At 38.0% G+C, this 26,705-nt stretch carries 32 protein-coding genes, 1 tRNA gene and 1 pseudogene; 22 read left to right on the top strand and 12 right to left on the bottom strand.

What is annotated here, in order from left to right; genetic code table 11:
• The first annotated feature begins 99 nt into the window (after window positions 1-99).
• Together NDN11_RS10600 and NDN11_RS10595 are read left to right on the top strand one after the other, a co-directional pair.
• Window positions 100-447, top strand: coding sequence for a hypothetical protein (locus NDN11_RS10600; protein WP_167247652.1), 348 nt, complete (start codon window positions 100-102; stop codon window positions 445-447).
• A gap of 132 nt (window positions 448-579) precedes the next feature.
• Window positions 580-792: a hypothetical protein gene (locus NDN11_RS10595; RefSeq protein ID WP_167247650.1), complete on the top strand. Its 213-nt coding sequence runs from the start codon at window positions 580-582 to the stop codon at window positions 790-792.
• A 44-nt stretch (window positions 793-836) separates the two neighbouring features.
• Here NDN11_RS10595 and bioB read toward each other — a convergent pair whose 3' ends face one another.
• Entirely contained in the window at window positions 837-1,826 is a 990-nt protein-coding gene (gene bioB / locus NDN11_RS10590; RefSeq protein WP_251109592.1) for a biotin synthase BioB, read from the bottom strand.
• 91 nt (window positions 1,827-1,917) lie between these two features.
• Window positions 1,918-3,042 carry a tRNA epoxyqueuosine(34) reductase QueG gene (gene queG, locus NDN11_RS10585; RefSeq protein ID WP_167247646.1) on the bottom strand — a complete coding sequence of 375 codons (1,125 nt, stop codon included), beginning with the start codon at window positions 3,040-3,042 and terminating at the stop codon, window positions 1,918-1,920.
• 24 nt (window positions 3,043-3,066) lie between these two features.
• Between queG and NDN11_RS10580 the strand changes: the two genes are divergently transcribed.
• Window positions 3,067-4,560, top strand: a complete 1,494-nt coding sequence (locus tag NDN11_RS10580) for an NAD(P)H-hydrate dehydratase (protein WP_251109591.1) — start codon at window positions 3,067-3,069, stop codon at window positions 4,558-4,560.
• Here the strand turns inward: NDN11_RS10580 and ruvC are convergent.
• Window positions 4,557-5,102: a crossover junction endodeoxyribonuclease RuvC gene (gene ruvC / locus NDN11_RS10575; protein WP_167247642.1), complete on the bottom strand. Its 546-nt coding sequence runs from the start codon at window positions 5,100-5,102 to the stop codon at window positions 4,557-4,559. The genes NDN11_RS10580 and ruvC overlap by 4 nt on opposite strands.
• Window positions 5,103-5,399: 297 nt before the next feature.
• On the opposite strand from ruvC, the gene NDN11_RS10570 reads away from it, so the two are divergent.
• The 8 genes from NDN11_RS10570 to NDN11_RS10535 all read left to right on the top strand — a co-directional run bounded on the left by NDN11_RS10570 (window position 5,400) and on the right by NDN11_RS10535 (window position 10,581).
• Window positions 5,400-5,476 (top strand) — tRNA-Met (locus tag NDN11_RS10570).
• 181 nt (window positions 5,477-5,657) lie between these two features.
• A complete protein-coding gene (locus tag NDN11_RS10565) occupies window positions 5,658-5,891 on the top strand; it encodes a hypothetical protein (RefSeq protein WP_004807776.1) in 234 nt (77 codons plus the stop codon).
• Window positions 5,892-6,001: 110 nt separating this feature from the next.
• Window positions 6,002-6,211: a cold-shock protein gene (locus NDN11_RS10560; RefSeq protein ID WP_004653101.1), complete on the top strand. Its 210-nt coding sequence runs from the start codon at window positions 6,002-6,004 to the stop codon at window positions 6,209-6,211.
• Between the two features lie 460 nt (window positions 6,212-6,671).
• Window positions 6,672-6,884 carry a cold-shock protein gene (locus NDN11_RS10555; protein ID WP_004807774.1) on the top strand — a complete coding sequence of 71 codons (213 nt, stop codon included), beginning with the start codon at window positions 6,672-6,674 and terminating at the stop codon, window positions 6,882-6,884.
• Window positions 6,885-7,496: 612 nt separating this feature from the next.
• Window positions 7,497-8,915: an NAD(P)/FAD-dependent oxidoreductase gene (locus NDN11_RS10550; RefSeq protein ID WP_251109590.1), complete on the top strand. Its 1,419-nt coding sequence runs from the start codon at window positions 7,497-7,499 to the stop codon at window positions 8,913-8,915.
• Window positions 8,916-9,080: 165 nt separating this feature from the next.
• Window positions 9,081-9,242 carry a hypothetical protein gene (locus NDN11_RS10545; RefSeq protein ID WP_251109589.1) on the top strand — a complete coding sequence of 54 codons (162 nt, stop codon included), beginning with the start codon at window positions 9,081-9,083 and terminating at the stop codon, window positions 9,240-9,242.
• A 156-nt stretch (window positions 9,243-9,398) separates the two neighbouring features.
• Window positions 9,399-9,833, top strand: coding sequence for an I78 family peptidase inhibitor (locus tag NDN11_RS10540; protein WP_167247634.1), 435 nt, complete (start codon window positions 9,399-9,401; stop codon window positions 9,831-9,833).
• 187 nt (window positions 9,834-10,020) lie between these two features.
• Entirely contained in the window at window positions 10,021-10,581 is a 561-nt protein-coding gene (locus NDN11_RS10535; protein ID WP_251109588.1) for an FxsA family protein, read from the top strand.
• Between the two features lie 43 nt (window positions 10,582-10,624).
• On the opposite strand, the gene NDN11_RS10530 is transcribed toward NDN11_RS10535, so the two are convergent.
• Window positions 10,625-10,807 (bottom strand): hypothetical protein, encoded by a 183-nt coding sequence (locus NDN11_RS10530; RefSeq protein ID WP_251109587.1) that lies wholly within the window; start codon window positions 10,805-10,807, stop codon window positions 10,625-10,627.
• 243 nt (window positions 10,808-11,050) lie between these two features.
• Here NDN11_RS10530 and NDN11_RS10525 point away from each other — a divergent pair, with 243 nt between their 5' ends.
• A complete protein-coding gene (locus NDN11_RS10525; protein WP_167247629.1) occupies window positions 11,051-11,308 on the top strand; it encodes a hypothetical protein in 258 nt (85 codons plus the stop codon).
• Between the two features lie 59 nt (window positions 11,309-11,367).
• On the opposite strand, the gene metK is transcribed toward NDN11_RS10525, so the two are convergent.
• Window positions 11,368-12,534, bottom strand: a complete 1,167-nt coding sequence (metK, locus tag NDN11_RS10520; RefSeq protein WP_005211901.1) for a methionine adenosyltransferase — start codon at window positions 12,532-12,534, stop codon at window positions 11,368-11,370.
• Between the two features lie 384 nt (window positions 12,535-12,918).
• On the opposite strand from metK, the gene tkt reads away from it, so the two are divergent.
• The 3 genes and pseudogenes from tkt to NDN11_RS10505 all read left to right on the top strand — a co-directional run bounded on the left by tkt (window position 12,919) and on the right by NDN11_RS10505 (window position 16,032).
• Window positions 12,919-14,907 (top strand): transketolase, encoded by a 1,989-nt coding sequence (gene tkt / locus NDN11_RS10515; RefSeq protein ID WP_251109586.1) that lies wholly within the window; start codon window positions 12,919-12,921, stop codon window positions 14,905-14,907.
• Between the two features lie 70 nt (window positions 14,908-14,977).
• Window positions 14,978-15,510 (top strand): annotated as a pseudogene (locus NDN11_RS10510) (DUF3916 domain-containing protein).
• An 18-nt stretch (window positions 15,511-15,528) separates the two neighbouring features.
• Window positions 15,529-16,032, top strand: a complete 504-nt coding sequence (locus tag NDN11_RS10505; RefSeq protein WP_251109585.1) for a hypothetical protein — start codon at window positions 15,529-15,531, stop codon at window positions 16,030-16,032.
• Window positions 16,033-16,044: 12 nt separating this feature from the next.
• On the opposite strand, the gene NDN11_RS10500 is transcribed toward NDN11_RS10505, so the two are convergent.
• Entirely contained in the window at window positions 16,045-16,455 is a 411-nt protein-coding gene (locus NDN11_RS10500) for an OsmC family protein (RefSeq protein ID WP_251109584.1), read from the bottom strand.
• A gap of 227 nt (window positions 16,456-16,682) precedes the next feature.
• Here NDN11_RS10500 and NDN11_RS10495 point away from each other — a divergent pair, with 227 nt between their 5' ends.
• Window positions 16,683-17,261 (top strand): YceI family protein, encoded by a 579-nt coding sequence (locus tag NDN11_RS10495; RefSeq protein WP_251109583.1) that lies wholly within the window; start codon window positions 16,683-16,685, stop codon window positions 17,259-17,261.
• A gap of 124 nt (window positions 17,262-17,385) precedes the next feature.
• On the opposite strand, the gene NDN11_RS10490 is transcribed toward NDN11_RS10495, so the two are convergent.
• Window positions 17,386-18,063, bottom strand: a complete 678-nt coding sequence (locus tag NDN11_RS10490) for a LexA family protein (RefSeq protein WP_167247621.1) — start codon at window positions 18,061-18,063, stop codon at window positions 17,386-17,388.
• 134 nt (window positions 18,064-18,197) lie between these two features.
• Between NDN11_RS10490 and NDN11_RS10485 the strand changes: the two genes are divergently transcribed.
• From NDN11_RS10485 to NDN11_RS10465, 5 genes are all read left to right on the top strand, one after another.
• Window positions 18,198-18,605, top strand: a complete 408-nt coding sequence (locus NDN11_RS10485) for a hypothetical protein (protein WP_251109582.1) — start codon at window positions 18,198-18,200, stop codon at window positions 18,603-18,605.
• Window positions 18,606-18,665: 60 nt separating this feature from the next.
• Window positions 18,666-19,217 carry a hypothetical protein gene (locus NDN11_RS10480; RefSeq protein WP_167247617.1) on the top strand — a complete coding sequence of 184 codons (552 nt, stop codon included), beginning with the start codon at window positions 18,666-18,668 and terminating at the stop codon, window positions 19,215-19,217.
• A gap of 749 nt (window positions 19,218-19,966) precedes the next feature.
• Window positions 19,967-20,707, top strand: coding sequence for a hypothetical protein (locus NDN11_RS10475; RefSeq protein WP_251109581.1), 741 nt, complete (start codon window positions 19,967-19,969; stop codon window positions 20,705-20,707).
• Window positions 20,708-20,845: 138 nt separating this feature from the next.
• Window positions 20,846-21,241: a hypothetical protein gene (locus tag NDN11_RS10470; RefSeq protein WP_005316091.1), complete on the top strand. Its 396-nt coding sequence runs from the start codon at window positions 20,846-20,848 to the stop codon at window positions 21,239-21,241.
• Between the two features lie 57 nt (window positions 21,242-21,298).
• Window positions 21,299-21,850, top strand: coding sequence for a hypothetical protein (locus NDN11_RS10465; RefSeq protein ID WP_251109580.1), 552 nt, complete (start codon window positions 21,299-21,301; stop codon window positions 21,848-21,850).
• A 63-nt stretch (window positions 21,851-21,913) separates the two neighbouring features.
• Here the strand turns inward: NDN11_RS10465 and NDN11_RS10460 are convergent, their stop codons facing one another.
• The 3 genes from NDN11_RS10460 to NDN11_RS10450 form a co-directional block, all read right to left on the bottom strand.
• The gene (locus tag NDN11_RS10460; protein WP_251109579.1) at window positions 21,914-22,981 is read right to left on the bottom strand and encodes a bifunctional HD family hydrolase/N-acetyltransferase; all 1,068 of its coding nucleotides are present in this window, start codon (window positions 22,979-22,981) and stop codon (window positions 21,914-21,916) included.
• Window positions 22,982-23,093: 112 nt separating this feature from the next.
• Window positions 23,094-23,351, bottom strand: coding sequence for a YjhX family toxin (locus tag NDN11_RS10455; RefSeq protein WP_005189278.1), 258 nt, complete (start codon window positions 23,349-23,351; stop codon window positions 23,094-23,096).
• A gap of 231 nt (window positions 23,352-23,582) precedes the next feature.
• Window positions 23,583-24,116 carry a lecithin retinol acyltransferase family protein gene (locus NDN11_RS10450; RefSeq protein WP_251109578.1) on the bottom strand — a complete coding sequence of 178 codons (534 nt, stop codon included), beginning with the start codon at window positions 24,114-24,116 and terminating at the stop codon, window positions 23,583-23,585.
• Window positions 24,117-24,281: 165 nt separating this feature from the next.
• Between NDN11_RS10450 and NDN11_RS10445 the strand changes: the two genes are divergently transcribed.
• A complete protein-coding gene (locus NDN11_RS10445) occupies window positions 24,282-25,019 on the top strand; it encodes a phosphodiester glycosidase family protein (RefSeq protein ID WP_251109577.1) in 738 nt (245 codons plus the stop codon).
• Window positions 25,020-25,069: 50 nt separating this feature from the next.
• Here NDN11_RS10445 and NDN11_RS10440 read toward each other — a convergent pair whose 3' ends face one another.
• Together NDN11_RS10440 and trmA are read right to left on the bottom strand one after the other, a co-directional pair.
• Window positions 25,070-25,297, bottom strand: a complete 228-nt coding sequence (locus tag NDN11_RS10440) for a hypothetical protein (RefSeq protein WP_004653128.1) — start codon at window positions 25,295-25,297, stop codon at window positions 25,070-25,072.
• A 249-nt stretch (window positions 25,298-25,546) separates the two neighbouring features.
• The gene (gene trmA / locus NDN11_RS10435; RefSeq protein ID WP_251109576.1) at window positions 25,547-26,632 is read right to left on the bottom strand and encodes a tRNA (uridine(54)-C5)-methyltransferase TrmA; all 1,086 of its coding nucleotides are present in this window, start codon (window positions 26,630-26,632) and stop codon (window positions 25,547-25,549) included.
• Window positions 26,633-26,705 lie beyond the last annotated feature (73 nt).

Here is a 26,705-nt window from a genome sequence, read left to right as displayed (position 1 = left end):
TTAACAAAAAGCTCAAAGTTCTTTTAAGAATCTTTTAAGGTTTAATCCTTAGTTTTTTAGTCATGATTAGATGAAAAAAACACCGTAAAGGAGCTTTCAATGAACATGCTTTATACCCACAAACCAAACTACTATTTCTTCGCTCACAAGTTTGTTTTATTCCTAGAAAGTTATTTAAAAAGCCATGCTACGGAACAGCAAACAAGCTTTAATCTGCAGACGATCTATGATTTATTCAGCCATGATCGTGCCTCTAGTACAACCAATTTAGAAGGTATTTTAAATATTGCAGATGAATATGTGCTTGAAACAGATGAGGGGCAGCAGTCATTGATTCAGTCTTATCATGTCCATCTAGATAACCATGTATTGACTTTAGAATTTAATGCCAAAGCTGTAGCAAGCTTAAAGGCAGGTCAAAGTATTTTGAGTCCACAAGCGGCTTAAGTAATTAAAAACGTATTTCAAGTTAATACACTTAGTGAGTAATGTCCTTTACTAAGTGTTTTTTTAACAAGCTGCACGAACCTGATCTATCCGCTATGATTGAAAGATCAAGTGAAGATATAACATAGTGCTATGAATAAGGACTTTAAATCAGAAACATATACTGTTGATGAGCGTATTGCTGATACGATTGCATGGTTAATGCAACATCAAGATATTTTTGATTCATTTCATTTTGATGTGCATAGTCAAGAATTGTCAGTCACGCATGCAGCAGGTGTTGACATCATCCGTGTTGGAATGTTTTTAAATGCTAAATATGGCATTTTGGTGACATCAATTTAATCATATCTAAAAAAAGCCTTGTCAAATGACAAGGCTTTTTTTGTTTATGCACTCATGGCATCTACTGATAGTTCGGCAATGCTTGGCTTAGGTTTTTCTGCGGTTAAACCTAATTTAGCAAATAGAACTTGATCTTTACCTTCACCCGCATTCGGTGTTGTAAGTAGTTTTTCCCCAGAGAAGAGTGAGTTTGCACCGGCCATAAATGCAAGCGCTTGGTCAGAATCACTTAATGATTCACGACCAGCTGAAAGGCGAATATAACTATGCGGCATGATGATACGTGCTACAGCAATGGTACGGATCCACTCAGTAACATCAAGTTTTTCAACATTAGCCAAAGGTGTGCCTTCAATTGGAACCAGCATGTTAATTGGCACGGATTCTGGATGTACTGGCATGGTCGCAAGCTCATGTAATAGACCAATACGGTCATTACGGCTTTCACCTAAGCCAACAATACCGCCACTACAAACTTTCATACCTGCTTGACGAACATGATCGAGCGTATCCAGACGGTCGTCAAAAGTACGTGTACTAATGATATGCGAATAGTATTCACGTGAAGTGTCTAGGTTGTGGTTGTAATAGTCTAGACCTGCATCTTTTAAGCGTTCTGCTTGAGATTGGTTGAGCATACCCAAAGTCATACAAGTTTCTAAGCCTAGGGCTTTGACTTCACGAACCATTTCAAGGACATAAGGCATATCACGTTCATGTGGGTTACGCCAAGCAGCACCCATACAGAAACGTGAAGAACCAGATTCTTTTGCTGCAAGTGCTTCACGAATGACTTTATCAACGGCAATACGCTTTTCTGCTTCTAACTTAGAATCGTAACGAGCAGATTGTGAGCAATATTTACAGTCTTCTGGGCATTTACCTGTTTTAATTGAAAGTAGGGTACTCACCTGAATGCTATTTGCTTGGAAATGCTGACGATGAACGCCTTGTGCTTCAAATACTAAGTCTAAAAAAGGTTGGTCATATAAAGCTTGGATTTCATCACGAGTCCAGTCATTACGTAAAGTCATTGTTATATCCATGATGATTGATTACAGACATTGAGATTCATCATACAGAAATCGTGCCAAAGCCAAAGGGCAAAAAACATCATTTTTCTATTTAGTGTACGTTTATCTGCAGCAATTGCTGTTGAATTGCCCAATCAATATGTACATTGACGACCTCATCGTGCGCAGTTTTTGCATCTTGCAATTGCGTCACGATCTCAGCCGAGTATGGAGCATTTCCCAGACCGATTGCAATATTGCGTTTAAATGATTGATAGCCTGTACGGCGGATTGGGCTGCCTTCGGTATTTGCTAAGAAAGTTGCTTCATCCCATTGCCAAATCTCTAACAAGCTGATGTCATCTAAGCTATGTCTTGGGTCAAAGTCTGGAATAGACGCTTTTTTAGCAAAGCTATTCCAAGGGCAAATCAACTGGCAGTCATCACAGCCAAAAATTCGGTTGCCGATACCCGAGCGTAATTCTTCAGGAATGATCCCTTTATATTCAATAGTTAAATACGCAATACACTTTCTGGCATCCAGCATATAAGGTTCAACAATCGCTTGTGTTGGACAAATGTCGATACAAGCTGTACATGAGCCGCAATGTGCGCTGGCAGGTTGATCAAAGGGGAGTTCAAGTGACGTAAACAGTTCACCCAAAACAAAAAAAGAACCTGATTTTTTGTGAATAAGTAAAGTATGTTTACCTGTCCATCCCATACCGGCACTTTCTGCCAGCGATTTTTCAAAAATTGGGGCAGAGTCGGCAAAGGGACGTGATTCAAAATCACCAACTTTTTCTTTAATACGAGTCGCTAACGTTTTTAGACGCCCACGCATGACTTTATGGTAGTCACGGCCTCGGGCATAGCGCGCAATAATGGCAGAATTTGGTTCAAATGGTACATAACGGGGCTTGGGTGATGCCACAAGATAGTTCATACGCACACATATAATGCTTTTTGTACCTGGAACGAGCAATGTTGGATCAGCACGCTTTTCAAGGTTTTCTTCTAAATAGTGCATATCTGCATGATAACCGCGTTCTAAATATTCCTTAAAACGTGGCATTTGATCTTGAGCATCTGGTTTGGCAATGACACAATCAGCAAAGCCTAAGTCTAAAGCCTGTGCTTTGATCCAGTCTTTCAGTGCTTGCGGATCAAGCTGTTGTAGCTCGATTTTATCAGGCATTTTCTGCGACTGTATTTGAGATAATGTGCTTGAAGCCATAAACCAATAATAAAGGGGAAAATCATGCAAGCTGTAGTTTACCATAGCCAGAGTATACAAGCATGGGAGCAACGTTGGTTTGCTCAGCAAAATTCATCTTTAGGGCTTATGCAGCAAGCCGCTTGGACAATCACACAACAGTTACATCAACAATTTCAGCAAAATAAAATTCAAAAGATCGCAGTTTGGTGCGGGCAAGGTAATAACGCTGGGGATGGATACTATGTTGCTGCTTTTTTAAAGCAACAAGGATTTAGCATCACTGTATTTGCGACAGAGCTTGGTCAATCACCCGACTTACAACAAGCATTTGATTATGCACAGTCCCATCAAGTCGATATTCAAACGATTGATTATTTATTGTCAGAAAAGGCAGTTCACCAAGAAATTCCAACTTTCGACTGTCATATTGATGCCTTATTTGGTATTGGCTTAAACCGAGCGCTAGACTCAAAATGGCAGGAAATTATTCAGCTTTATAATCTACAAACGGGCTTAAAAGTAGCAATCGATATCCCCAGTGGGTTACAGGCCAATACAGGACAAACTTTGCCCTGTGCAGTACAAGCTGATCTGACCTTTACGATTTTAGGCTATAAAGCAGGTTTGTTTACAGGTCAAGGCAAAGAATATGTGGGGAAGCTACATTTAGTTAGCCTGATCCCGACTGATGCAGAATTAAAACCACTTGCATATTTGTCACCTGAAAAAATTGTATTACCAAAACGGCAAGCATTTGGACATAAGGGTAGCTATGGGCATGTATTAGTCGTTGGTGGCCATGCAGATATGGGAGGCGCAGTGATCATGTCTGCTGAAGCGGCATTTTATGCAGGTGCTGGAAAAGTCAGTGTGATCTGTCATGGTAAACATCATCAAGCCATTTTGGCGCGTGCACCTAATATTATGGTGCGTGATATTAATAGCTTAGACCAAGAAGCGATTCAACAGCTATTAGCACAAGTGGATACAGTTTGTATTGGGATGGGTCTAGGGCGAGATGAATGGTCAGAGCAGATATATTTGCAATGGTTCAGTTTACTCAACCAAATCCCACATTTAGACGTTGTACTTGATGCAGATGCACTTTGGTTTCTGGCTAAATATCCACAACAATTAAACCAACATCTCTATGCAACACCTCACCCAGGCGAGGCAGCAACATTGTTAGGGTGCACTGCCGCGGATATTGAACAAGACCGAATTGCTGCCATTCAACAGTTACAACAAAAATATGCAGGGCAATGGGTATTAAAAGGTGCAGGTAGTCTAATTTTAGAAACACAATTATTTATCTGTGCGCAGGGTAATGCTGGAATGGGCACAGGCGGTATGGGGGATGTGTTGGCAGGTATGATTGCCAGTCTAAAAGCTCAATTTCATCAACAGATAGCTTTGCATGAGATTGTCAGCCTACATGCTCAGGCGGGTGATTTGCTTGCTGAAAAAGGGACTAGAGGTTTACAGGCCTATGAAATGGGGAAAATGATTTATACCGTAGTAAATCACTCAACCTAACGGCGTCTGGTGCTTGAACGACTACGCCCACGCGCCATACCACCTAAAGCATTTAAGACAGCCATTTTGCTCATACTACCTGAAGCATGGGCATGACAAATTGCTGCTGCAAGCGCATCAGCAGCATCGGCTTGTGGCTTAATAGTCAAATTGAGTAAACGCATCACCATCATTTGAACTTGTTCTTTATCTGCAGCGCCATAACCAACGACAGACTGTTTAATCTGACGGGCAGTATATTCAGCGACTTGTAAATCCTGATTCACCAATGCTGCAATCGCTGCACCACGGGCTTGACCAAGTTTTAATGCAGAGTCTGGGTTCTGTGCCATAAATACTTGTTCCACAGCCGCTTCCGTTGGGCCATGAAATTTAACAATACGTTCGACACCAGCAAAAATTCGCTTTAAGCGTTCAGGCATGCCTTGTGTTTCAGTACGAATTGTCCCTGCATCAACAAAACGCAATTTGTTGCCATCTTTTTCGATAATTCCGTAACCTGTTAAGCGTGAGCCAGGATCAATACCAATAATTAATGACATGAAGCACTATAAAAATAAAAGACAGTCAATATTGTTACATATCAGGATTTTTACTGCATAATTTTTTTGTAGTATTTTGAATTATAAGAAAATAGTTTATTTGTTGAACAATCAGGAACATTGCTTTTAAATATTTAAAAGTTTTAAACGAGCTAGGAGTGATCCGTTGAAGATGAGTGAATAGCTGTAAAAAAGATCATTTTGTACTTAATTTAGGCATTGGTAAGCAAAATCAGGGTTTTTTCTAAAAAACATTTGCATTGTTGGGGAGATGGGCGTATAAAGTCACTCCATTGATGCGGGGTGGAGCAGTCTGGTAGCTCGTCGGGCTCATAACCCGAAGGTCGTTGGTTCAAATCCAGCCCCCGCTACCAATCAAATTTAATTATGCTCTGTGATGTATTTAAGATTGTTGCTTAGAAAGAATAAGTAACAATTCAGTTAGCTGAAATAACCCAAAGTAAAGCTAAAAATTATTAGATTCTAGAAATGTAGCTATCCTCTCTCATCTGTCTAGTGTTATAGTAAATCAAAATCGATCACTTGAGCTCAGAAATGAGTGATTTTGTGTTGAAAATTATTAATGAATGGCGTGTAGCCAAAGCCAGCAATGGCAATGAAATTTGTGTGAGAATCATCCCTTTAAAGCGTCAGCAAAACACGCTGAATGGCTTTAAGTGGGTAGAAGTAGGAAAGAAGATCCTGTTGGAATCAGGTCAAGAAATTGACTTTAATTTGGACGGGAAAAGCTTTTATACAGATGTTAATCAACTTTATCGATTGACATAAATGGTTCACATACTTGTAGTATCTATTCAATAAGGATAGATTGTATTAAATCACGATGTAAAAATTTTGATTTAATTCATAAATGAACAAAGTTTAAAAGGTTTAAAGGTATGTCTGATACAGTTACTGGTACTGTTAAGTGGTTCAACGAAACTAAGGGTTTTGGTTTCATTCAAGCTGACTCTGGCGAAGATGTTTTTGCTCATTTCAGCGAAATCCAAAGCAAGGGCTTCAAAGTATTGAATGAAGGCCAACGCGTTTCGTTTGTTCTTGGTCAAGGTAAAAAAGGACCACAAGCAACTCTAATTACTGTTATCTAATTACTTTAGACCAGTGAAAAAAAAGCTCACAACAGTGGGCTTTTTTTTGTGACTAATAATAATCGGAACTTAGAGGGATGGCGAATATTTGTGAGCAAAAGGAAATGAAATAATATGTTAAAAATTTATATAAAAATCATAATTTAGAATTTAGATGAGAATATTTAATTTTAAGTATTTGAAAATAATTAAATTTTTTTATTTTCTATTTGTTCTTGATCCAAAATAACATGTGGAAAAAAGAAGTAGGAAGTCGGATCGATAGATAGAGATTGCGTGAAAAATGTAAAGTCGTGTATAGTGAAAGCTAACTAGAAGAATAACGCTGTTGATTCAGAAAATCTTGCATCTCATATAGTTGTTGATAAACCTTTCGTTTTATCAGATTTCCTCTCAGAGTTTATGATTCCAAGTTGCTCGCTGTTAAGCGCCCCAAATTTTTTAAAATAGGTTTAAATATATGTCTAATACTGTGACTGGTACAGTTAAGTGGTTCAACGAAACTAAGGGTTTTGGCTTTATTCATGCAGACTCTGGACAAGACGTTTTTGCTCATTTCAGCGAAATCCAAAGCAGTGGTTTCAAAGTGCTACATGAAGGTCAACGCGTATCTTTTACCATTACTGAAGGTAAAAAAGGCCCTCAAGCAAGTGGTATTACTGTCGTTGCTTAAAACTCAGCACGATATTTAAAAAAAGCTCACTTTGGTGGGCTTTTTTTGTCTCAAAATTTTATTTTCTTTAAAACAGACTATTTTTTTTAATTACCCCACATTAAGTGTCATTTTTTGTCATAAATTCACCATTTGGTTGAAAAATTGCACTAGCAAGATATACGACTTTTTGCTAATTTATTTCTATTGATTTGTTAGGCAAATTAATAAGTGTAGTACATTTAATGAGCGTTAAAGTTATGGAAAACTTGGAGCCGTATGCTCAAGGGTTTGAGCAAGAAGTTCATGTACATTGCAAGAGATCTTTAGGTACGTTGTTATTTAGCTTTGTAGTATTGCTTGCAACCAGCCTATAAGAGAAAAAAGCACCTTCGGGTGCTTTTTTAATTTTCAAATCTTTATTTTTATTCTGCGCCCTCATTTTTATCGTTGACGCTTTAAGATATGTGCATATCAAACTTTATTGATTTCATCATTTTGAGTATGTTGACGGACTGTATAGCTACTTATTTACCTATCAAAATTATTGAAAGATTCTGGTTTTGTTGCTCAGTTTTTCTGCGATAAGCTATTTGCATTAATCAGTAAAAGATTGTGTTAGGTGAATTTAAAATGTTTGGTGATATAAAGAAACCAACGCATTTCGATGATGTTGTTTTTAAAGAAAGTAAAGCATATAAAAATTCTAACGAATGGAATTGGGTCAACCCAAAACATGGGCAGTTTGTTCATCCCGCAAATTATTATGAAAGTTCCTTAGAGGACTGGCATTGTTTCGATACTTTAACAGCAGATCAAGAATGTGATGTAGTGGTTATTGGTGGGGGATTATTAGGTTCTTCCACAGCATTGCATTTATCTGAGCAAGGTGTAGATACTATTTTAGTAGAAAAGAATCGTATTGGCTCCGCAGCGTCAGGTAGGAATGGAGGGCAGCTTACTCCAGGTCTAGCGCGTTGGGAAGCTGAAGAAATGATTAAACGTTTTAGTTATGAAGATGCTAAAAAACTTTGGCATTTTACATCTACTGAAGCAATGTCTTTAATTGATCAAATTGCAGAAGAATATACTGTAAATTTGGCACGTAAACGCGGACATATTACAGCGGCTGTGCATGTAGGGCATTTAATTGCTTTAACTCAAGGTGCTGATGCCAGAAAATATTTAGGCGAAGATCATACCAAAGTGGTGGGTGAATATGAACTTAAGGATTTAATTAAATCTGATCTTTATAAAGGTGGTTTGGTTGATAATTTAGGGGGGCATATTCATCCATTAGCACTCAACCGTGCTTTGGTGCATGGCTTTTGTAAAAACGGTGGGCAAGTTTTTGAACAAACTGAAGTATTATCGATTTCTGAACAGGCCGATGGTGTCTATGTGCAGACAGCTTCAGGTATGATTAAAGCACGTAAAAGTGTCGTAATCGCAGTGCATCATAATGCATTTAAGTTACTGCCTGAAAAGAAACAGACAGCCATTCCATTCCATACTTATGTTGCAGTCACTGCACCACTGGAACGACCTTTAACTGAGTTGTTGCCACAAGACCATCCTGTCTACGATACGCAGTTACAGATTGATTATTATCGTGGAGTCTCTCAGAACCGTTTGCTGTTCGGTGGTCAAGGCACGGGAACAAGTTGGGCTGCGGGCAGAATGAATCAATATTTATTAGGCCGAATTAATAAAGTTTTTCCACAGCTTGAAAATGTCGAAATGGACTTCTGTTGGAGTGGTGTCAGTGATTTGACTATGAATGGTGCCACTGATAACCGAAAATTTGGTCAGAAATTTCCAATTTATGCAGTACATGGTTGGAGTGGGCATGGTGTGGCACAAACCGTGCGTATCGGTAAAGCCATTGCAGATGATTTTCTAGGTAAGAATACCGATTACGCAATGCTCACTAAAATTCAACATAGCGACATTTTGTTTGGACGCTTATTGGCACCTTTGGCGATCCCAATGTCAAAAGGTTGGTATGGCGTTACTGGAATGTTAAATCCAGGAAAAATGGTATCGTTTTAAGACTCACTTAGCTTCATTTCTATAAAAAATGTCTCCACACGGTGAGACGTTTTTTATGTTTCTTCAAGTTGAAAAATGTGAGGTATGGAAGTGACTTATTCGGCATCAATTTGTTCTATATGAATAAATATAATATGTTAGGCTAAATAAAAAAGGATGAAGTCCATGGATATTATACAAGTTAAAGATTTTTCAGCGGTAACGGGGTATACACAAGCGATTATGGCAATGGATGAGTGGGTGGATACACGACCTTACTTTTATATCATCAAAGAGCATTACTTGATTGATGAGGCTATCCGGTTGGAATACATCATTATTCAATAAACCTATCTCTATTTGTTATTTGATAAGCTTGAAAGAAGGATGGGCTACATCGTTATGAAGTCCATTTCATCGTCTAGGTTCTTGTTTCAAATCATAGACATAATAATCTATATAATTTTGTTATCTTTGCTTTTTACTTTATCAGAATTCAAATTTATGAAAAAGATCTTACTTTTAGGTGCAGTTCTTACTTCACTTGCAGCGTGTTCAGCAGCACCAAATAAAGATATGACTCCACCAAAAATTGGTATGGCTAATCCAGCAAGTAAATATTGTGTAGAGCAAGGTGGTCAGTTAGAAATTAAAAATGAAACCAATGGTCAGGTTGGATACTGTAAGTTGCCAAATGGTCAGGTGGTGGAGGAATGGGAGCTATTCCGTGCGAGTCAACCGAAGTGTGTGGCTGATGAAGCAACGAAGTTAATCGGTCAATCTGGTCTCAGCGAAGAGCAAATCAAACAAAAAACCAAGTCTGAAATTGTTCGCAGTGTTGGACCAAACCAGCCTGTTACAATGGATTATCGAGAAAATCGTGTAACTGTAACGGTTGATCCTCAGTCTAAAAAGATTACTCAAGCAACTTGTGGTTAATCGTTAAAGATACTCTTGGCTCTCAATTAGATCAGATTTAATTGGGGGCTTTTTTATACAAGTAGGTGTATTGCACTTGATAAATTGAGAAATGTACCCATCAATTAGTTTATCGAGTTTATTTTATTTGTTGTGTCAGGATTGATTCTTCAAGATTGCACAAGGTTTTAATTTTTAGAGATTTGACATGAATCTACTTCTTATCGTGGTATTTGGCACAATTGCCGAGGTTTTAGTCTGGATTGGCGTGGGTGACCTCGTTGGAAGTATGTGGTATGTCTTTTTCTGGTTTATCATCGCATTCTTTATTGGTTTGAACTTGGTTCGCTCAAGTACATCAAGCATTATGCCACAGTTGCAGCAAATGCAGATGACAGGTCAATTGGGTGGTGATCCTGCGGTTACCAAGAAACTTGCACTAGCAATGGCTGGCTTTTTGTTGATGGTTCCTGGTTTAATTTCAGATGTGTTGGCGGTGCTGGTATTAATTCCACCTGTTCAAACAGCATTCCGTAATGCTTTGATGAAAACTATGGCAAAGCGTCAGCAGGCTATGATGGATAAAATGATGGGGGGTATGGGCGGAGGTGCTACGGGTCAGAATCCATTTGCTGATCTGATGCGTCAAATGCAGGATATGCAGAATCAACAAGGTGGTGGTCAATATCATGATTCAACCATTATTGATGGTGAAGCCCGTGAAGTAAAACCAGATCAAAAGAAAATTGAGTTAAAAGACGTAAACTAATTTCAATGAATTAAAAAAAGCACACTAAATAGAGTGTGCTTTTTTATGTCTTGTCACTTTGCTCTTTGGGATGCTGAGTTGATAAGGTAGCAGGTAAATCAACGTCTTTGTTTGGTGGTTGATATTGGCTTGGTTGAAGGGTTGTTATCTCATTTTCAGATTGTTTGTATTTTCGGCTACGGTTCGCTCGTTCGCGAAATCCACCTTTATTAATTAATTGAGTCATGAGGTAATCTGTAACTTGCAAAAATTTATTTTATCAAATTATGTGAAAGATCAAAATAATATTTAAAACTTAAAGATTTGTTTAAAATCGAGATTCTAATCAAATTGTCATAAAAAATTGTTAATTTGAATGGATAGGTTAGAAAACGAGATTGAATTCTCGGTTTTTTTTTCATAGGATAAAAGTGTGACGTTTGAAATTGTTGTAAAAAGAAAATAAAAAAATAAGTGGTAGGAGGAATTAATGATGTTATATCAATATCATTGTGCATGTTGTGACAAGGTTGTTGCATCAACTGATAAAGAGTGCCCATACTGTGGTTCTCATCATATTCGTAGTCCATATGGTTTATGGATGTTCTGTGTAGCGGCATGTCTTGCGGTTGTTGTGGTCATTAAGCTTGCACATTTGTATACTCAACATCATCAAGAAGATCAGCCAGCTCAAAGCAATTCGCTATTTGAGATGTTTAAGCAAGATAATGCAGATTCGGCTAAATAATTTCGGGATAAATAAAAAAGCTCGCAAATGCGAGCTTTTTTAGGCAAGAGCAGTGTGGATTACAATCCAGCTGCATCTTTAAGGATTTCAACTTTATCGGTTTTTTCCCATGTAAATGCAGAATCAGAACCTTCACGGCCAAAGTGACCATAAGCAGCAGTTTGCTTATACATAGGTTGAATGAGGTTCAACATACGTGTGATGCCATAAGGGCGTAAATCAAAATGTTCACGTACAAGTTGAATAATCAACTCGTCTGATACTTTACCAGTATTGAACGTATTAATAGAGATCGACGTTGGTTCTGCTACACCAATTGCATAACTCACTTGGATTTCGCATTTATCTGCTAAACCAGCCGCAACAATATTTTTTGCCACATAACGACCAGCATAAGCAGCAGAGCGGTCTACTTTCGATGGATCTTTACCAGAGAAAGCACCGCCACCATGACGTGCCATACCGCCATAAGTATCTACAATAATTTTACGACCTGTTAAACCACAGTCCCCTACAGGACCTCCAATCACAAACATACCAGTTGGGTTGATGTGGAATTTAGTGCCAGCATGGAACATTTCAGCAGGAATGATTGGCTTAACAATCTCTTCAATAATTGCTTCTTTAAGCTGAATCTGAGAGATTTCAGGATCGTGCTGTGTTGATAATACAACTGCATCTAAACGAACAGGTTTGCCATTTTCATATGCAAAAGTGACTTGGCTTTTTGCATCTGGGCGTAGCCAAGGCAGAGCACCTGAACGGCGTAATTCTGCTTGACGCTCCATTAAACGGTGCGCATAAGAGATTGGAGCAGGCATGAGTACATCAGTCTCACGGCTTGCATAACCAAACATAAGACCTTGGTCACCAGCACCTTGATCTTCTGGTTTTTGGCGGTCAACACCTTGTGCAATCTCAGGAGATTGTTTGCCGATCATGTTGATGACAGCACAGGTCGAGCCATCAAAACCTAAATCAGAATGGTGGTAACCAATTCCATTTACGGTTTGACGTACAATCGCTTCAAAGTCCACATTTGCTGTTGTTGTGATTTCACCAGCAAGAACAACCGCACCTGTTTTTACTAATGTTTCACAAGCGACACGCGCATACGGGTCTTCTTTTAGGATTGCATCTAAAATTGCATCGCTAATTTGGTCAGCCATTTTGTCTGGATGACCTTCGCTTACAGATTCTGAAGTAAAAACAGCATACTCGCGCATGAACGTCCTATCATTGGTATTTTCAAAAAGACAGAGTATGTTACATCGACTTGGCGGATAGGACTAGCATAAGCTGACTAAAAAGCATGAATTTATTTCATTTTCATTATGTTTTTATTGATATGTGTATCAATGAAACTGATATTAATGTCTTTTTATATGAATAAATCTGTAATTTAGTATCCAATATCCTTAGTCTCAAATTTACATTCTGTCTATCACATGAGCATTTAGGCATAGAATGACAGCTGAATCAGCGAAAAATAAGAAATATCGTGTATTGCACTTTACCCACTGGCGTTTTTTTAAGACAATAGTCGCATCTTTTGAAAGATGATTTCTCATCTTCTTCTCATCTTATTTGATTTAATCGGATTCTGACTTATGACAACCCCTTTAAATGAACGTCGTATTGCAAATGCAATTCGTGTCTTGGCAATGGATGCTGTGCAACAAGCAAACTCAGGGCATCCAGGTGCACCAATGGGGATGGCAGATATCGCTGATGTTGTTTGGCGTGAGTTTTTAAATCATAACCCGACCAACCCACAATGGGCGAACCGCGACCGTTTTGTATTGTCGAATGGTCATGGTTCAATGTTGCAATATGCATTGTTGCATTTGACTGGTTATGATTTATCTATTGAAGATTTAAAACAATTCCGTCAATTACATTCTAAAACACCAGGTCACCCAGAATATGGCTATGCGCCTGGTATTGAAACAACAACTGGCCCATTAGGTCAGGGCATTGCAAATGCAGTTGGTTTTGCATTGGCTGAAAAAACTTTGGCAGCTCAATTCAACAAAGACGGTTTAAATGTTGTTGATCACTTCACTTACTGCTTCTTAGGTGATGGCTGCTTGATGGAAGGTATTTCTCACGAAGTATGTTCACTCGCAGGTACTTTAGGTCTTGGTAAACTTGTTGCGTACTATGATGACAATGGTATTTCAATTGATGGTGAAGTTGAAGGTTGGTTCAGCGATGATACTGAACAACGTTTCAAGGCGTATGGTTGGCAAGTCCTTCGTGTAGACGGTCATGATGCTGATGCAATCCGTCAAGCGACTGTAAAAGCGAAAGCTGAAACCAATAAACCAACGATCATCATCTGTAAAACGATTATTGGTTTAGGTTCACCAAATAAACAAGGTAAAGAAGATTGCCACGGTGCACCATTGGGTAAAGACGAAATCGTTTTAACTCGTGAAGCATTAGGCTGGAAAGAAGATTCATTTGTTATCCCTGAAGATGTTTATGCAGCTTGGGATGCAAAAGCAAAAGGTCAAACGTCTGAAGCAGCTTGGAATGAATTGTTTGCTCAATACCAAGCAAAATATCCAACTGAAGCGGCTGAATTATTACGTCGTATCAATGGTGATTTACCTGCCGAATTTGCTGCGCAAGCAGATGCATTTATTGCTGAAACAAATACAAAAGCAGAAACGATTGCAACACGTAAAGCAAGCCAAAATACTTTACAGGCATTCGGTCCATTGCTTCCTGAATTATTAGGCGGCTCTGCTGACTTGGCTGGTTCTAACTTAACACTTTGGAAAGGTTGCCAAGGCGTACAAGAAAACCCAGCGGGCAACTACGTGTATTATGGCGTTCGTGAATTCGGTATGACTGCAATTGCGAACGGTGTGGCTTTACACGGTGGTTTTGTTCCTTATGTTGCAACTTTCTTGATGTTTATGGAATATGCACGTAATGCAGTGCGTATGTCTGCATTGATGAAGCAACGTGTGATTCATGTTTATACACATGACTCAATTGGTTTAGGTGAAGATGGTCCTACGCATCAACCAATCGAACAAATTGCATCATTGCGCGGTACACCAAACTTAAATACATGGCGTCCATGTGACACAGTTGAAGCAGCTGTTTCTTGGAAATCGGCTCTTCAACGTAAAGATGGTCCATCAGCGCTCATTTTCTCTCGTCAAAACTTGCCATTCCAAGCACGTAATGAAGCTCAAATTCAAAACGTTGCAAAAGGTGGTTATGTACTTGCTGAAGAAAAAGGCGAGTTAAAAGCAATTATCATTGCCACAGGTTCAGAAGTTTCATTGGCAATGGAAGCATATGCACAACTTGAAGGTGTGCGTGTAGTGTCTATGCCATGTGCTGAAGAGTTTATGAAGCAAGATGTTGCGTATCGTGAAGCGGTATTGCCTGCGCATATCCGTGCACGTGTAGCGGTTGAAGCGGCTCATGTAGATTACTGGTGGAAGTTTGTTGGTTTAGACGGCAAAGTGATCGGTATGACCACTTATGGCGAATCTGCTCCAGCAAAAGACTTGTTCCAATTCTTCGGTATCACCACTGAAGCAGTTGTTGCTGCGGTTAAAGAATTGACTGCTTAATCAAATTAAGTGGTATAAAAAAGCGCTCTAGTTAGAGCGCTTTTTTATGATGATTAAATGGAATATAAAAATGAGACGGTTTGCATTATCAAATAAAAAGAACGGGGAATTCCACGTAAATTAAGAAATTTTCGGCGTTGGAGCGAAAGTTTTAAAGGGTATTTCCCTGATTTAGAGGGGTATGAAGAGCGGTATTATAATTGGAAGATACCTGTGCCCATTAAATATGGTTCGAGGAAAACATGCTCAACAAGAAATAAAGGCTGAGTGTGCTCGATATCTTATTAATGCTTGTCAGTATTTAATTGATGCTAAGCCCGTTGGGACAAAATTTTGTAAAGTGGCATGTGTCATTGTGCAACCAGATATGTTTGCGAGTGAAATTTGTTTATATCTAGATGAAGATTATTTTAATGCCCATACCTTGTCGGCAGGATGCTATGATTCCAAATCTCTTTTAGGAGATGAAATGAGTCTGGTTCGAAGCCGGGGATTAAAATTACTGAGAAAATAAAAGAGGAAGGGATACATATTCATTCTATTCATCTAAAAAATGAAACAGATAACTATATAGCAGATTACTGGGACTTCATTGAAAATTAAAAAGATTAAGGTGTTGTGATGAAAAAAGAATTCGAACTTCATGCTTTTGATGAAATATTAAATGATATTAAATATTGGTATTTGGAAAATTTAAATAAAAAAGAAATATTTTGGCAGTGCGTACAATATAATTTCTTATATCGCGCATTACAGGAACGTTTCCAAAACAAAAATGGTGACCAAGCATTGGGTGGCGGCGATTATGCTTATCGCATACAGGCCTATTTTGAAGAGGCTATGCAAGCTCGGGTGAAATATCATCACATGCCAAGCTGGGTAAAGTTAAAGGGAAAAATATTAGTATTTGATGTGCACTCATCAATGTTTGACGGTTTGAGTGAAAAAGAAACGGCTGGCTTTATAGATGGTTGTGACACTCCACCACCTGAATTTTGGACTCATTTCGATGGGGAAAATTTATATTCATTTATTCCAAATGAGCTCACAAATATTGTCGATCGAGCAATAGATATTTCGATGAGTGGCTCATTGGAATGGCATACGGATGTGATTGAAATTTAGTGTAAGGACCATTTACCCAATACTCAATTCACTCTGAATCGAAATATTTGACGTTAACAATTTATGAATCGGGCAACTTTCCGCGACTTTTAATAAACGTTTATGCTGATCTTCGGTAAATTCACCTTTTAAGATAATTTTACGTTCAATATTATTTTGACCTGATTCAGGTTCACCATTGGGATTTAAGGCTAAATCAACCTGAACATGATCAAGCTTAATCCCTTTGTGATTGGCATACATTTCTAAGGTAATGGTCGTACAGGCACCTAAAGCCGAAAGTAAAAGCTGAACTGGGTTGGGTGCAGTATCTTGACCACCTTTATCTGTAGGCTCATCTGCATACCAAGTATGACCAGCAGGATCTGTTAACGTAACGCGATAAGGTGTAGATGTACTAAGTGCTTGTGCTGTATGTGTCATGTTTTACCTTGTTGTTTATCGTGAAGTATCTAAATCAAAATATACCCATTGATCATGTGATCTTGCTGATCAATTGTCCAGTATCGAATGGTCTTATGATATTGATTTTTGATAAGCGCTGTAACGCTTTTATTGTTGCACTGGTGAAACATATCGTTTTATAAAGACTAGTGAATAAAAATACTTGATCTATACACTAATCACTATATCAAACAAGGATACCAAAAATGCAATTTAAAACATTAAACCTCGGTTTAGCAGTCGCTTTAGCTAGTTCTGTAACTTTGGCTGCACCAGTCGACTATAAAATTGACCCAACGCATACTGCGACCGTATTCAGCTGGAATCACTTTGGTTTCTCTACACCAAGTGCAAATTTCACTGACATCCAAGGTACGATTAAAGTTGATACTGCAAAACCTGCAAATTCATCTGTAGAAGTAACTATTCCTTTAAGCAGTGTAAATACCAATGTTGCTGCTTTGGATAAAGAGTTCCAAGAAGAAGCTTGGTTTAATGCTGCGAAATATCCAAACATTACTTTTAAAAGTACTAAAGTAGAAACCAAAGACAAAAAACACTTCAAAATTACAGGTGATTTAACGGTTAAAGGTGTGACTAAACCTGTGGTATTAGATGCTGTACTGAATAAACAAGGCGAGCATCCAATGGCGAAAGTACCTGCAATCGGTTTTAATGCAACAACCAGTTTTAACCGTTCAGCATTCGGTATCGGCAACTACGTACCCAATGTCGGTGATAAGATCACGGTGAATATTACAACTGAAGCAACTGCTGCAAAGTAATATGACATTGAATAAAAAAGCCTAGATCATCATCTAGGCTTTTTTATATGAGTTTGATGATATAAATAATTAAAATACTAATATTAGCTTTAAATAAGAATACTAATAAATAAGTCTTTATCCATTAGCTATGTTTTATCTTCGATCGGCGTTTGGATTGGTAAATATAACGAATGGAGTCTACCACTTCACCGACAAAAATACATTCTTCATCCAGTGGAATGATGTTGGGTTTGAATTCTGGATTCAATGCTTGCAGATATCTTGAATTATCAGTTTCGACCACTAGGCGCTTAAATGTTGCATCTTCATGCTTTCTCACCACAATCATGTCACCTGACTGCATATCGCTATATTGCACGGTTGGATCAACCAAGATGTAATCACCCTCATGAAAGACAGGATAATTACTGAGACCTTGTACTTTTAAGTAGAAGCAGTCATCACAATCGTCTGGCAATGGCAGCCATTCCTCAACTTGTGTGATATCAACCGATTCAACATTAGTAAAAACACCCGCTTGTACCCAAGAAAGCACTGGAGCCATATTGGCTTTTACAGGGGAGATATTTGAAGCATCTTCATGGCCAGATTCTTTCAGTGCGGCATGTCCTTGACCTGTTTGTAACCAATAAGCATCTACACCTAGAAAATTAGCAATCGAAGGTAAATGTGATGAGGAGCTTACCAGTCCTGTTTCAAGCTGGCTGAGCGCGGATTGGGTAATGCCAACAGCAGCAACCACATCTTTCTGCGACTTCTTGGCTTTTTTTCTTGCTTCTTTGAGCCGATCTTTAAGCATTTTAATGCACCTTAAATCAATAAATTAAGAATATTAGCAAGCTAATGTGAAGTCAAATTAGTATTCTTATTGAATTGATATTAGTTTGCTAATATAATTGTCTTATTCATTAGGTTAAATGCTGGAGGTGCGGCATGAACAAGGCAATCAATCCAAACATGCATATTAAGCAAAATCTTGATGCGGAAATCGAAGCATGGTTGGCTCAAGGTAATGTAATTACAAAGATCCAAAATACATATGAGCAACGCTTGAAAGCAAGACCAAGTCATATTGTTAAGTTTGTATCACCAGAAAAAACAGAAAAAGAGTTAAAGAAAAGTATAAGAATCGCCAATCAGGCAACAGATGTCCAAATTCAGATGTTTAGCCAGTGGTTAGATGCACACAAGGGACGGGCAAAAGCATTGGTAGGTATTTTAGGCTGTGCACATAGTTATATTTCTCAAATCAAAAGTGCAACTCGGCCATGTACAAAAGCTAGATTTGAAGAAATTCAACAGGCTATGAATATTGTAGAAGCGAGAGAAAAGTATCACTAAACGCAACAAATACAATGATCGCTAAATCACAAAATATATAAATCAGTAAGAGGTGAAGTAATGAATGCAAATGTAGCAAAGTTTGAAAAATTTGAATGGTTAATGCAGGGGCTAAGCTTGTGTTCGCCAAATTTAGAGCCTTTTGTGCGTGGAACAGGTGAGAGAACATTGAGTTATGAAGATCGTTTAGGTGTGATTGCCTCAATGCAAAACCAATTGGCAAAGTCGGTCACGGCATTGATTGTGTTCGAACATAAAGGCAAGCAAGACTATGACGATGTCTGTCAGCATTTGGCTAAAGTATTTATTGAACAAGCCCTACGAGATAAAAAACGAGAGCCAGAACGTATTGCGATGCACCATTTGGCAGGATTGATAGCACGGATGGTATTGGATTTTGTATTAGAACCTGATTTAGAGGAAAACTATACTGCAAAAGGGCGTCTGGCTTATGCTGGGATTAGCCGCCATCAAATGAGTGTTGATTGTTATAGAAAGACATGGAAATGCTACGAGATTAAACTCATAAATGTGCTTGAAACTGCAATTCAAGAAGCAGAAATAGCAATAGAAAAATATAGAAGAGATACTTATAATATAATGAAAGCATGATATTTTATTGATATAATTATCAACTTTATACTTGCATTTATTCTAATTTTATTATTTAAGTATTCTTTATTAAAAAGCTCATTTTAATGTGGGCTTTTAATATGTGTGGAATATAAATATATCTAATAACAAGGAGACTATTAATGTTAAAAAAACATTCATCTATTTTGACTTTAATCGTTATTGTCTGTGGCGGAATTTTCTATTCAATGTATAGCTCGAATTCATTGTTTCCGAGGAAGCCTGTTCGATTAGATTCTAGATGCTATGGTGTTGATGTACCTAAATCAATAAAATACAATCAGATGGAAAATTTTTGCTCATGTGTTCATGTTGGTGGGCATGTAAGTATAGAGGAAAACTACAAATATTGCGTAAACCTTTTTAATTCTAAATAAGAAAGATATCAAAAGCGTATATAAATGATTTAATGATTGAACTTTGATTAGGTTGATTAATTTTAGGATTTATACATGGGTTAAAAAATAAGGAAAGAAATATTTACAAAGAGCCAATGATTTAATGATTCCATTTTTGAGGAAACTAAGCTATAGTTTTATTATACTGGTCGTAATATAAAATTTTCGATCATAATTAAAAAGCTCATTTGATAGATGGGCTTTTTTATTGCCTAAAAACTCGGTATCCGTCAGGAGCCGAGTTTTTTTATATCTGAAGATAAGCAATCGTCCATTTTCATTTTATAAGTGGATGCTTTAAAAGCCGCTCAATAACGCAAGGTGATTAAAATGAATTGTGTCAATAATATGATGTTGGGTTCTTTTTCAATTAAACACTTAGATATTCTTTCTTATGCTGAGATTGTGTCTGCAATCATGCAAACAACACCTGATCTCACAGCGATTGCATATATCGAAGGGAATGCTCAATTAGGTTCTGTCAAAGTGAAGGGTGAGTACCAACTACCTTTATCTGCTTATTTCCAAGCACAGAGAGGTCAATTTTCTTTTAGCAGTGCAAATACAGCGCAACGGTCAATCGTTATTTTAGGTGTGGATCATCAACCTGAACATCAGGTGAGGTTAAGCCAAATTGAGCGTGGATTTGTCATTCATAGCTATTTTTTGGATGATAAATTTGTGGTGACTTTGGGCGAATATAATAGTCTGAATAACGTCACTTTTATTGAAGCTAACCCATCAGAAAACCCAATTGTGACCTTTGAGATTGCTGGTTCTCAATCGATGAAGGTCTATGTTGACTATGAACTTGTTGGAGAGTGGCATTCAACCAACTCCCTAAAATTGCCGAAGTATTATCACATTGTGGCACAAGAGGATTTAAAGCAGTTGGATTTTGATCTGCGAGAGGCCTATGTCAGCCTGGATTATAAAATGCCATCTGCGCTTGAAGACAATATCTATTATCACTTAACCAGTAAAGGTGAAATCTTGGGCTTACAAGTGAATGCAGGTGATTTTGTACAGTTTCACCACCAACAAAGAGAGATGATGCATTATCCGCAATAGTATGAATTTAAAGTAAATAATTAAGCAATGGTGATCAAAATAAATTGAGAGTAGTCCGCTACGTGGCTTTGCTTAAAATGTCAGCCTAGGTCTTAACTTTACATAAGTTAAGGCCTTTCTATTTATGGAGGAGAAATAATGACAGAGTTTGTTTCAACGGGTGCAGGGATTGCAGCCGTAATTAAATCTTATGGAGTATTTTTTATTGTTGTCATGGCACTCACTTTTATGTTTTTGGCATGGATGGTGGTGATTATGACACGGTTACCCAAGTCTCGACGTGAATGGGTGGTTTCACTTATTTCAACAGCCGTTGGCAGTATTGCAGGAGGTGCTTTTGTGATTCAGCATTTTGGCTTACAAGAATGGAGTCAAAACCCGTATGGCGCATTTGCCTTAGGCGGTTTGTACTTCCTTTGTGGTTTGCCGGTATGGGCGATTATTCGTTGGACCTTTAATTATATTAATGCACGAGAAGATTCAACCATCTTGGATGTAGCAAAAGAGGTGAAAGACTTTAAAGACAAATTCTAAAGAAAAACAATCCAATGCCGCCTTCGGGCGGTTTTTTATTATAAAGAGGAAAATGACATGAAAATAACACAACACGGTTTTGATATTTTGCGCCACACATTTGGAAAATTAACTCAGCTTCAAGTCGATGGAATGAATTTTCTGGTTTCAGTGCTGGATGAAGATGGGACGATTACATCTGCCCAAGCGGCTTATATATTGGCAACGGCTTGGCACGAAACGGCTAAAACGATGCAACCTGTAATTGAGTATGGTTCAGAAAAGTATTTAAAGTCTAAGCAATATTATCCCTATATCGGCTATGGCTATGTGCAACTAACATGGTTGGCAAACTATAAGCGAATGGGGGATTATTTAAAAATTGATTTAGTGAAAAATCCAAAACTGGCTTTACAAGCAGATATTGCAGCCCGTGTCATGATTGTTGGAATGAAAAAGGGTATGTTTACGGGTAAAAAACTATCTGATTATATCAAGCTGAATCATAAAGACTATATAGGTGCTAGGCGAATCATTAATGGGACAGATAAGGCCGAGTTGATCGCAGGATATGCAGAGACATTTGAGGCGGTCTTGCAAGCTTCTGAAGTTACGCTTTTGTCCTGTTGAGGGAATAGAAGTTCATACCGATTTGATACGAACTTCTATTTGAATGTGATTCAGTCTGTGAGCTTATGCTGTGGCATTAAATGCATCACTATAAACCACTTCACCTGTCGGTACATGTTCTGTAAAAGGCAAGGCTTGGAAATATTCGGCAGGGACATCAGCTAATATCAGTCTTGAGTCTGCTTTAAAACCGAATCGGCCGTAATACTGTGGGTCACCAAGTAGAACGCAGCCAACAGCATCTAAATCTTTGAGTGCTTCCAAGCCAGCGTGCATAAGTTGAGAACCGATTCCTTGACCCTGATATTCTGGGAGTACTGAGATCGGACCAAGCCCATACCAACCTGTTGTGCCATCAGAAATCTGCACGGGTGAAAAGGCAATATGACCAATAATCTTATTACTACATTCCGCGACTAGGGAAAGCGTGAGCTGATTGGAATCACGTAGTGCATTCACAATGAATTGTTCAGTATGGCTTGAATGTACTTCTGTTGCAAAAGCAGCTTGGGTTAAATCAAAAATGCTCTGAATGTCAGATGGGTTTTCATCACGAATATGTATATTCATCTTAATTTTCTCTTGCGTTTCCTCATCTAAAATTGCTCGAATTTGTTTGAGTATCGGAGAGTCATTTGTATATTTCTCTCCATAACTTAAGTTAAATTCATAATCAAAATCAGGTGAGTTGATTCCTTGATTGTGTTGAAGGATGGTTTCTAACTTATCTAATGCCTTGACGATTTTTGCTTCGGGTGTTGTTGCATCTTCATATTCTTGCCAAAGTGATCGAATTAACATTTGAGGTTGATCATCTAAACATTCAGTTAATTGGTAAAGATCTTGTTTTTCCTGCTGATTCTTCGTTGGAAATTGATCTTTCAGAATGGCTGGAATATCACCATGAATCGCTTCACCAAGGTCATGAATTAAACACATTTTTAGTAACTTCTCAAAATCAATGTCTTTAAATTGATCAGCAAAAACCACTGCCATTAAGCATAAACGCCAGCTGTGTTCTGCGGTGCTTTCCTGACGGCCATTCGATGTATGTGAAAAGCGAATCACGTTTTTTAATTTTTCCGCTTCACGTAAAAATGTTAAGCGATTTTGAATTACGTTTAGTTCCATTTTCTTTCTCAAAAATAAACCATATCTAATTTGGATAGACCCGATTGACTCAACAGTAGGATAGACATATCTAAGACCAATCATGGGTTTATCCAAAGCCTATGATTGTTGATTAACGATTGTCTAACTGAGGGCGTACAGATCTAAGCCCATGTAGATTAATTTGATAGGGCTGTCCATTACAGGATTTGATCAGTCTTTTCTTTCTTAGCTTATTAAAAACTTCGAGGTTGCAATCGGACAGCAAGAAACCTTCTCTGCTATAGCATTCTACAGCGATGGTTTGACCAGCGTCATTGCGAAGTTTTACGATTTTTCCGCCTTTAGCCAAGACGTGAAGTGTCCGTTGTTCGGACTTAGATAAGTTCATGTTGTTATCCAGATATAAGTAATCAGAAGCAAAGTTAGGCTTGAAGCCAAAAAATTCGCGAAGATAACCAATTTCAATATTTGATTGAAATGTAGTTACCAGATTACTGCTATCTCCAACATAAAACCCTCGATATGGATGCGATACGATGTGTATCGCTAGAAATAGTAATGCAAGATAAATTAAAAAGCAATAATTGTGTGAAAAATAACATATCTAGGTATGAGAATCTTATTTTTTGGGTCGTTTTTCTTTGAGTCGCAAGTAAGCTGGTACAGATTTCTTTGCTTGCCGACGTAGCATAACTTTAATATATAACACGATGGCAAAACATGCGGTGGCAACGGTGAGCATCAGACTATTCATATAACTCATTACAGAGCTAACGTAACCAATGGTTGCTAAACGACGCTGCATCCGCTCAACTTGAGTACTGGATTCAATACCTGTGATTGCCCATGTACATAAATGCTCACAGTTATTAATAATGAGGTGATAATGGTTTTCATGCATGCGTGAGCGCATACGCCGTACAACAGCTTTGGCTTTGTAGCGTGGGGAATGGTAATGTCTCGTATAAATTGGCTTACCACGGGCAAAACGCTGGATAGAGGTCATTTCAATCGGATGCTTTTTAAAAATATGAGCAAACCCAGAATAATGAATAACCCGTCCACGACCTGCATAGATACCATGATGGCTATAGCCAAAGTGTTTTACGATGAGGTGAGCGCCAATCGAATAGCGCGGGTGTTTTTGCTGCATGTCGATACTATGATGTTTACACTATTATTTTAGTGAAAAATTGGGAATCAATCGAGCCTATTTGCACCCTCAAGTTCAAGATTATGTGTGGCGTTTGTATCTGCTATTTTGCGGTATGCCTTGCTATGGGACAATGAGGCAAATCAATGTTTAAACTTCGTATTTATGATGAAAAAATGGTTTTTCCTATCATTTGCATTTTTAGCCAGTTCACCTGTGTATGCGATGCAGCATGAAACTTTGCAATTGGATCAACAAAAATATGATGTGATTAAAGTTGAGGACCTAAATCAGCTGCAATTATTTTTAAAGCAACCCCAGAGCGATCGTTATTATCAGAAGTTTGCAGCAATTCAGAAAGCACTACCTGCTTGTGAGAAACTCAATTTTGCAATGAATGCTGGAATGTATCATGCAGATTTTCAACCTGTAGGTTTGTATATCGAAAAGGGCAAGGAGTTGGCTAAGCTCAATGTCGCGAAGGGCTTTGGTAATTTTTTTATGCAGCCGAATGGTGTGGTTGCTTGGAATGATCATCACGCTGTGATTAAAAGCACTGCTGATTATAAGCATGATCGATTTAAAGCTAAATTTGCAACACAGTCAGGGCCGATGTTGATCTATCAGGGGAAAATCAACAGCCAGTTTATTGCTGACTCGAATTCATTAAAAATTAGAAATGGGGTTGGTGTTAAAGGTAATCAGTTGTATTTTGTGATTTCACAGCAACGTGTCAGTTTTTACCAATTTGCTCAGTTTTTTAAGCAGCAATTGAAAATAGACAATGCATTGTATTTAGATGGCTCGATTTCCAGTATCTACTTAGCACAAACCAAACGTCACGATAAGCGTTTTAACTTAGGGCCAATCGTTGCAGAAGTGAATAGAGAGAAATGCATGTAATGCTGATGACCCTAATCTCTTGATAGAAAGAGATCAGGGTGGGCTTATTTTTATTGGATCGGCGGCTTGATCATCGCAAGTAATTCTTTGCGGCTGTAGCCTCGAGAAATCAGTACTTTCTTGATGCCTTTAATGACATCTTCATCTGTTGCTTTAACTAAAGCATCCAACAGTTGTTCATTGGTTTTGCATGAACAATCATTTTCAACGCAAGAAGTTTGGTTCTTGTGTTCATTATATTGTTCATCTGCATTGAACAGTTTTTGCCAAAAACTCATAGAGCCTTCATATACAACCTAACATAGGTCGAAATATAGCCGCTTTAAAATAAAATACAAGTCAGCTTAAGTGATAAAAGCAGCAGTTAAACTTCAATTTTTTCGATGAGTCTTTTAAAGTTTAACGAAATTATGACATTTGAATGACTTGACCTTTGAAAAATATCATTTTTTTATAAATATACTTTGAATAAAAATAAAGGGTTACTCGAACCCTTTATAAATTACTGTTACGTTGAAATAATTTGTTTAAATCTTTTCAAGCAAAACACCTGATTCCACATGATGAGTAAAAGGGAATTGATCGAACATCGCGAACTTCACAATTCGATGGGTTTGGCTAAGTGTTTTTAAGTTGTCATGCAAGGTATCTGGGTTACATGAAATATAGAGAATACGTTCAAAACCTTGTAATAGCTTGAGCGTTTCATCATCGATTCCTGCGCGAGGAGGATCAACAAAAACCGTGTCAAAGTCATAGCCTTGAATATCAATATTGGCTTCTTGTAGACGTCTAAATTCGCGTTCGCCTTGATATGCCTGAGTAAACTCTTCGGCAGATAAACGCGCCACTTGAATATTCTCAATCTGGTTTTGCTCAATATTCCATTGCGCTGCGTAGACTGAAGATTTAGCAAGTTCAGTTGCGAGAACACGCTTAAATTTCAAAGACAGTGGCAAAGTAAAGTTACCGTTACCACAATACAATTCTAGAAGGTCTTTTTCGGACTTTCGTGCAGCATCACAAGCCCATTCCAACATATGTTGACACACTTGCGCATTCGGCTGGGTAAAGCTGCTTTCAATTTGTTTGTATTTAAAGGTACGACCATGAACATTAAGTTGTTCAACTACATAGTCTTCGCCAATAATCACTTTTTGGCCACGGCTACGACCCATGATTTTAATATTCAGTTTTTCAGCTAGTGCTTTAGCCGTGGTTTCCCATTCAGCATCTAATTTACGGTGGTAAATCAGCGTGACCAGTATCTCTCCACTTAAGGTTGAGAGAAAGTCTGCTTCAAAAACACGTTGCGATAAAATAGGAACTGCTTTTAATTCATCTAATAAACGTGGCATCAAATCATTGATGCTTTGATCTGCAATCGGAAACTCATCCACGCGGATAACTTCTTTTTGTTTTCCATCTTCAGCACGTTCAAACATGGCATAGAACAAATCATCTTCGGTATGCCAGATACGAAATTCTGCACGCATACGGAAATGTTGTTCAGGCGATTGAAACACTTCTAAAGCTGGTGGATTGAACGATGCAAACTGTGTAGTAATACGTTCAACTTTCTCTTGAAGTTGCTGTTGGTAAGATATGGTCATAAAAAAGAAAACTACAGGTGAAATCTAAACGGGAATGGTATCAAAAAAGCACGCTAAGGTGCAGGAAATTATG

Origin of the sequence: Acinetobacter sp. C26M, from assembly GCF_023702675.1 — a bacterium.
Taxonomy (GTDB): Bacteria; Pseudomonadota; Gammaproteobacteria; order Pseudomonadales; family Moraxellaceae; genus Acinetobacter.
Note: the sequence above shows the minus strand (reverse complement) of the source record. Positions and strands in the feature narration are given on the sequence as shown.

Bases quoted from the DNA above. Each gene is read 5' to 3' on its own strand.
- NDN11_RS10600 (WP_167247652.1), top strand. From the start codon at position 100: ATGAACATGCTTTATACCCACAAACCAAACTACTATTTCTTCGCTCAC.
- NDN11_RS10595 (WP_167247650.1), top strand. From the start codon at position 580: ATGAATAAGGACTTTAAATCAGAAACATATACTGTTGATGAGCGTATT.
- bioB (WP_251109592.1), bottom strand. From the start codon at position 1,826: ATGACTTTACGTAATGACTGGACTCGTGATGAAATCCAAGCTTTATAT.
- queG (WP_167247646.1), bottom strand. From the start codon at position 3,042: ATGGCTTCAAGCACATTATCTCAAATACAGTCGCAGAAAATGCCTGAT.
- NDN11_RS10580 (WP_251109591.1), top strand. From the start codon at position 3,067: ATGCAAGCTGTAGTTTACCATAGCCAGAGTATACAAGCATGGGAGCAA.
- ruvC (WP_167247642.1), bottom strand. From the start codon at position 5,102: ATGTCATTAATTATTGGTATTGATCCTGGCTCACGCTTAACAGGTTAC.
- NDN11_RS10565 (WP_004807776.1), top strand. From the start codon at position 5,658: ATGAGTGATTTTGTGTTGAAAATTATTAATGAATGGCGTGTAGCCAAA.
- NDN11_RS10560 (WP_004653101.1), top strand. From the start codon at position 6,002: ATGTCTGATACAGTTACTGGTACTGTTAAGTGGTTCAACGAAACTAAG.
- NDN11_RS10555 (WP_004807774.1), top strand. From the start codon at position 6,672: ATGTCTAATACTGTGACTGGTACAGTTAAGTGGTTCAACGAAACTAAG.
- NDN11_RS10550 (WP_251109590.1), top strand. From the start codon at position 7,497: ATGTTTGGTGATATAAAGAAACCAACGCATTTCGATGATGTTGTTTTT.
- NDN11_RS10545 (WP_251109589.1), top strand. From the start codon at position 9,081: ATGGATATTATACAAGTTAAAGATTTTTCAGCGGTAACGGGGTATACA.
- NDN11_RS10540 (WP_167247634.1), top strand. From the start codon at position 9,399: ATGAAAAAGATCTTACTTTTAGGTGCAGTTCTTACTTCACTTGCAGCG.
- NDN11_RS10535 (WP_251109588.1), top strand. From the start codon at position 10,021: ATGAATCTACTTCTTATCGTGGTATTTGGCACAATTGCCGAGGTTTTA.
- NDN11_RS10530 (WP_251109587.1), bottom strand. From the start codon at position 10,807: ATGACTCAATTAATTAATAAAGGTGGATTTCGCGAACGAGCGAACCGT.
- NDN11_RS10525 (WP_167247629.1), top strand. From the start codon at position 11,051: ATGATGTTATATCAATATCATTGTGCATGTTGTGACAAGGTTGTTGCA.
- metK (WP_005211901.1), bottom strand. From the start codon at position 12,534: ATGCGCGAGTATGCTGTTTTTACTTCAGAATCTGTAAGCGAAGGTCAT.
- tkt (WP_251109586.1), top strand. From the start codon at position 12,919: ATGACAACCCCTTTAAATGAACGTCGTATTGCAAATGCAATTCGTGTC.
- NDN11_RS10505 (WP_251109585.1), top strand. From the start codon at position 15,529: ATGAAAAAAGAATTCGAACTTCATGCTTTTGATGAAATATTAAATGAT.
- NDN11_RS10500 (WP_251109584.1), bottom strand. From the start codon at position 16,455: ATGACACATACAGCACAAGCACTTAGTACATCTACACCTTATCGCGTT.
- NDN11_RS10495 (WP_251109583.1), top strand. From the start codon at position 16,683: ATGCAATTTAAAACATTAAACCTCGGTTTAGCAGTCGCTTTAGCTAGT.
- NDN11_RS10490 (WP_167247621.1), bottom strand. From the start codon at position 18,063: ATGCTTAAAGATCGGCTCAAAGAAGCAAGAAAAAAAGCCAAGAAGTCG.
- NDN11_RS10485 (WP_251109582.1), top strand. From the start codon at position 18,198: ATGAACAAGGCAATCAATCCAAACATGCATATTAAGCAAAATCTTGAT.
- NDN11_RS10480 (WP_167247617.1), top strand. From the start codon at position 18,666: ATGAATGCAAATGTAGCAAAGTTTGAAAAATTTGAATGGTTAATGCAG.
- NDN11_RS10475 (WP_251109581.1), top strand. From the start codon at position 19,967: ATGAATTGTGTCAATAATATGATGTTGGGTTCTTTTTCAATTAAACAC.
- NDN11_RS10470 (WP_005316091.1), top strand. From the start codon at position 20,846: ATGACAGAGTTTGTTTCAACGGGTGCAGGGATTGCAGCCGTAATTAAA.
- NDN11_RS10465 (WP_251109580.1), top strand. From the start codon at position 21,299: ATGAAAATAACACAACACGGTTTTGATATTTTGCGCCACACATTTGGA.
- NDN11_RS10460 (WP_251109579.1), bottom strand. From the start codon at position 22,981: ATGGAACTAAACGTAATTCAAAATCGCTTAACATTTTTACGTGAAGCG.
- NDN11_RS10455 (WP_005189278.1), bottom strand. From the start codon at position 23,351: ATGAACTTATCTAAGTCCGAACAACGGACACTTCACGTCTTGGCTAAA.
- NDN11_RS10450 (WP_251109578.1), bottom strand. From the start codon at position 24,116: ATGCAGCAAAAACACCCGCGCTATTCGATTGGCGCTCACCTCATCGTA.
- NDN11_RS10445 (WP_251109577.1), top strand. From the start codon at position 24,282: ATGATGAAAAAATGGTTTTTCCTATCATTTGCATTTTTAGCCAGTTCA.
- NDN11_RS10440 (WP_004653128.1), bottom strand. From the start codon at position 25,297: ATGAGTTTTTGGCAAAAACTGTTCAATGCAGATGAACAATATAATGAA.
- trmA (WP_251109576.1), bottom strand. From the start codon at position 26,632: ATGACCATATCTTACCAACAGCAACTTCAAGAGAAAGTTGAACGTATT.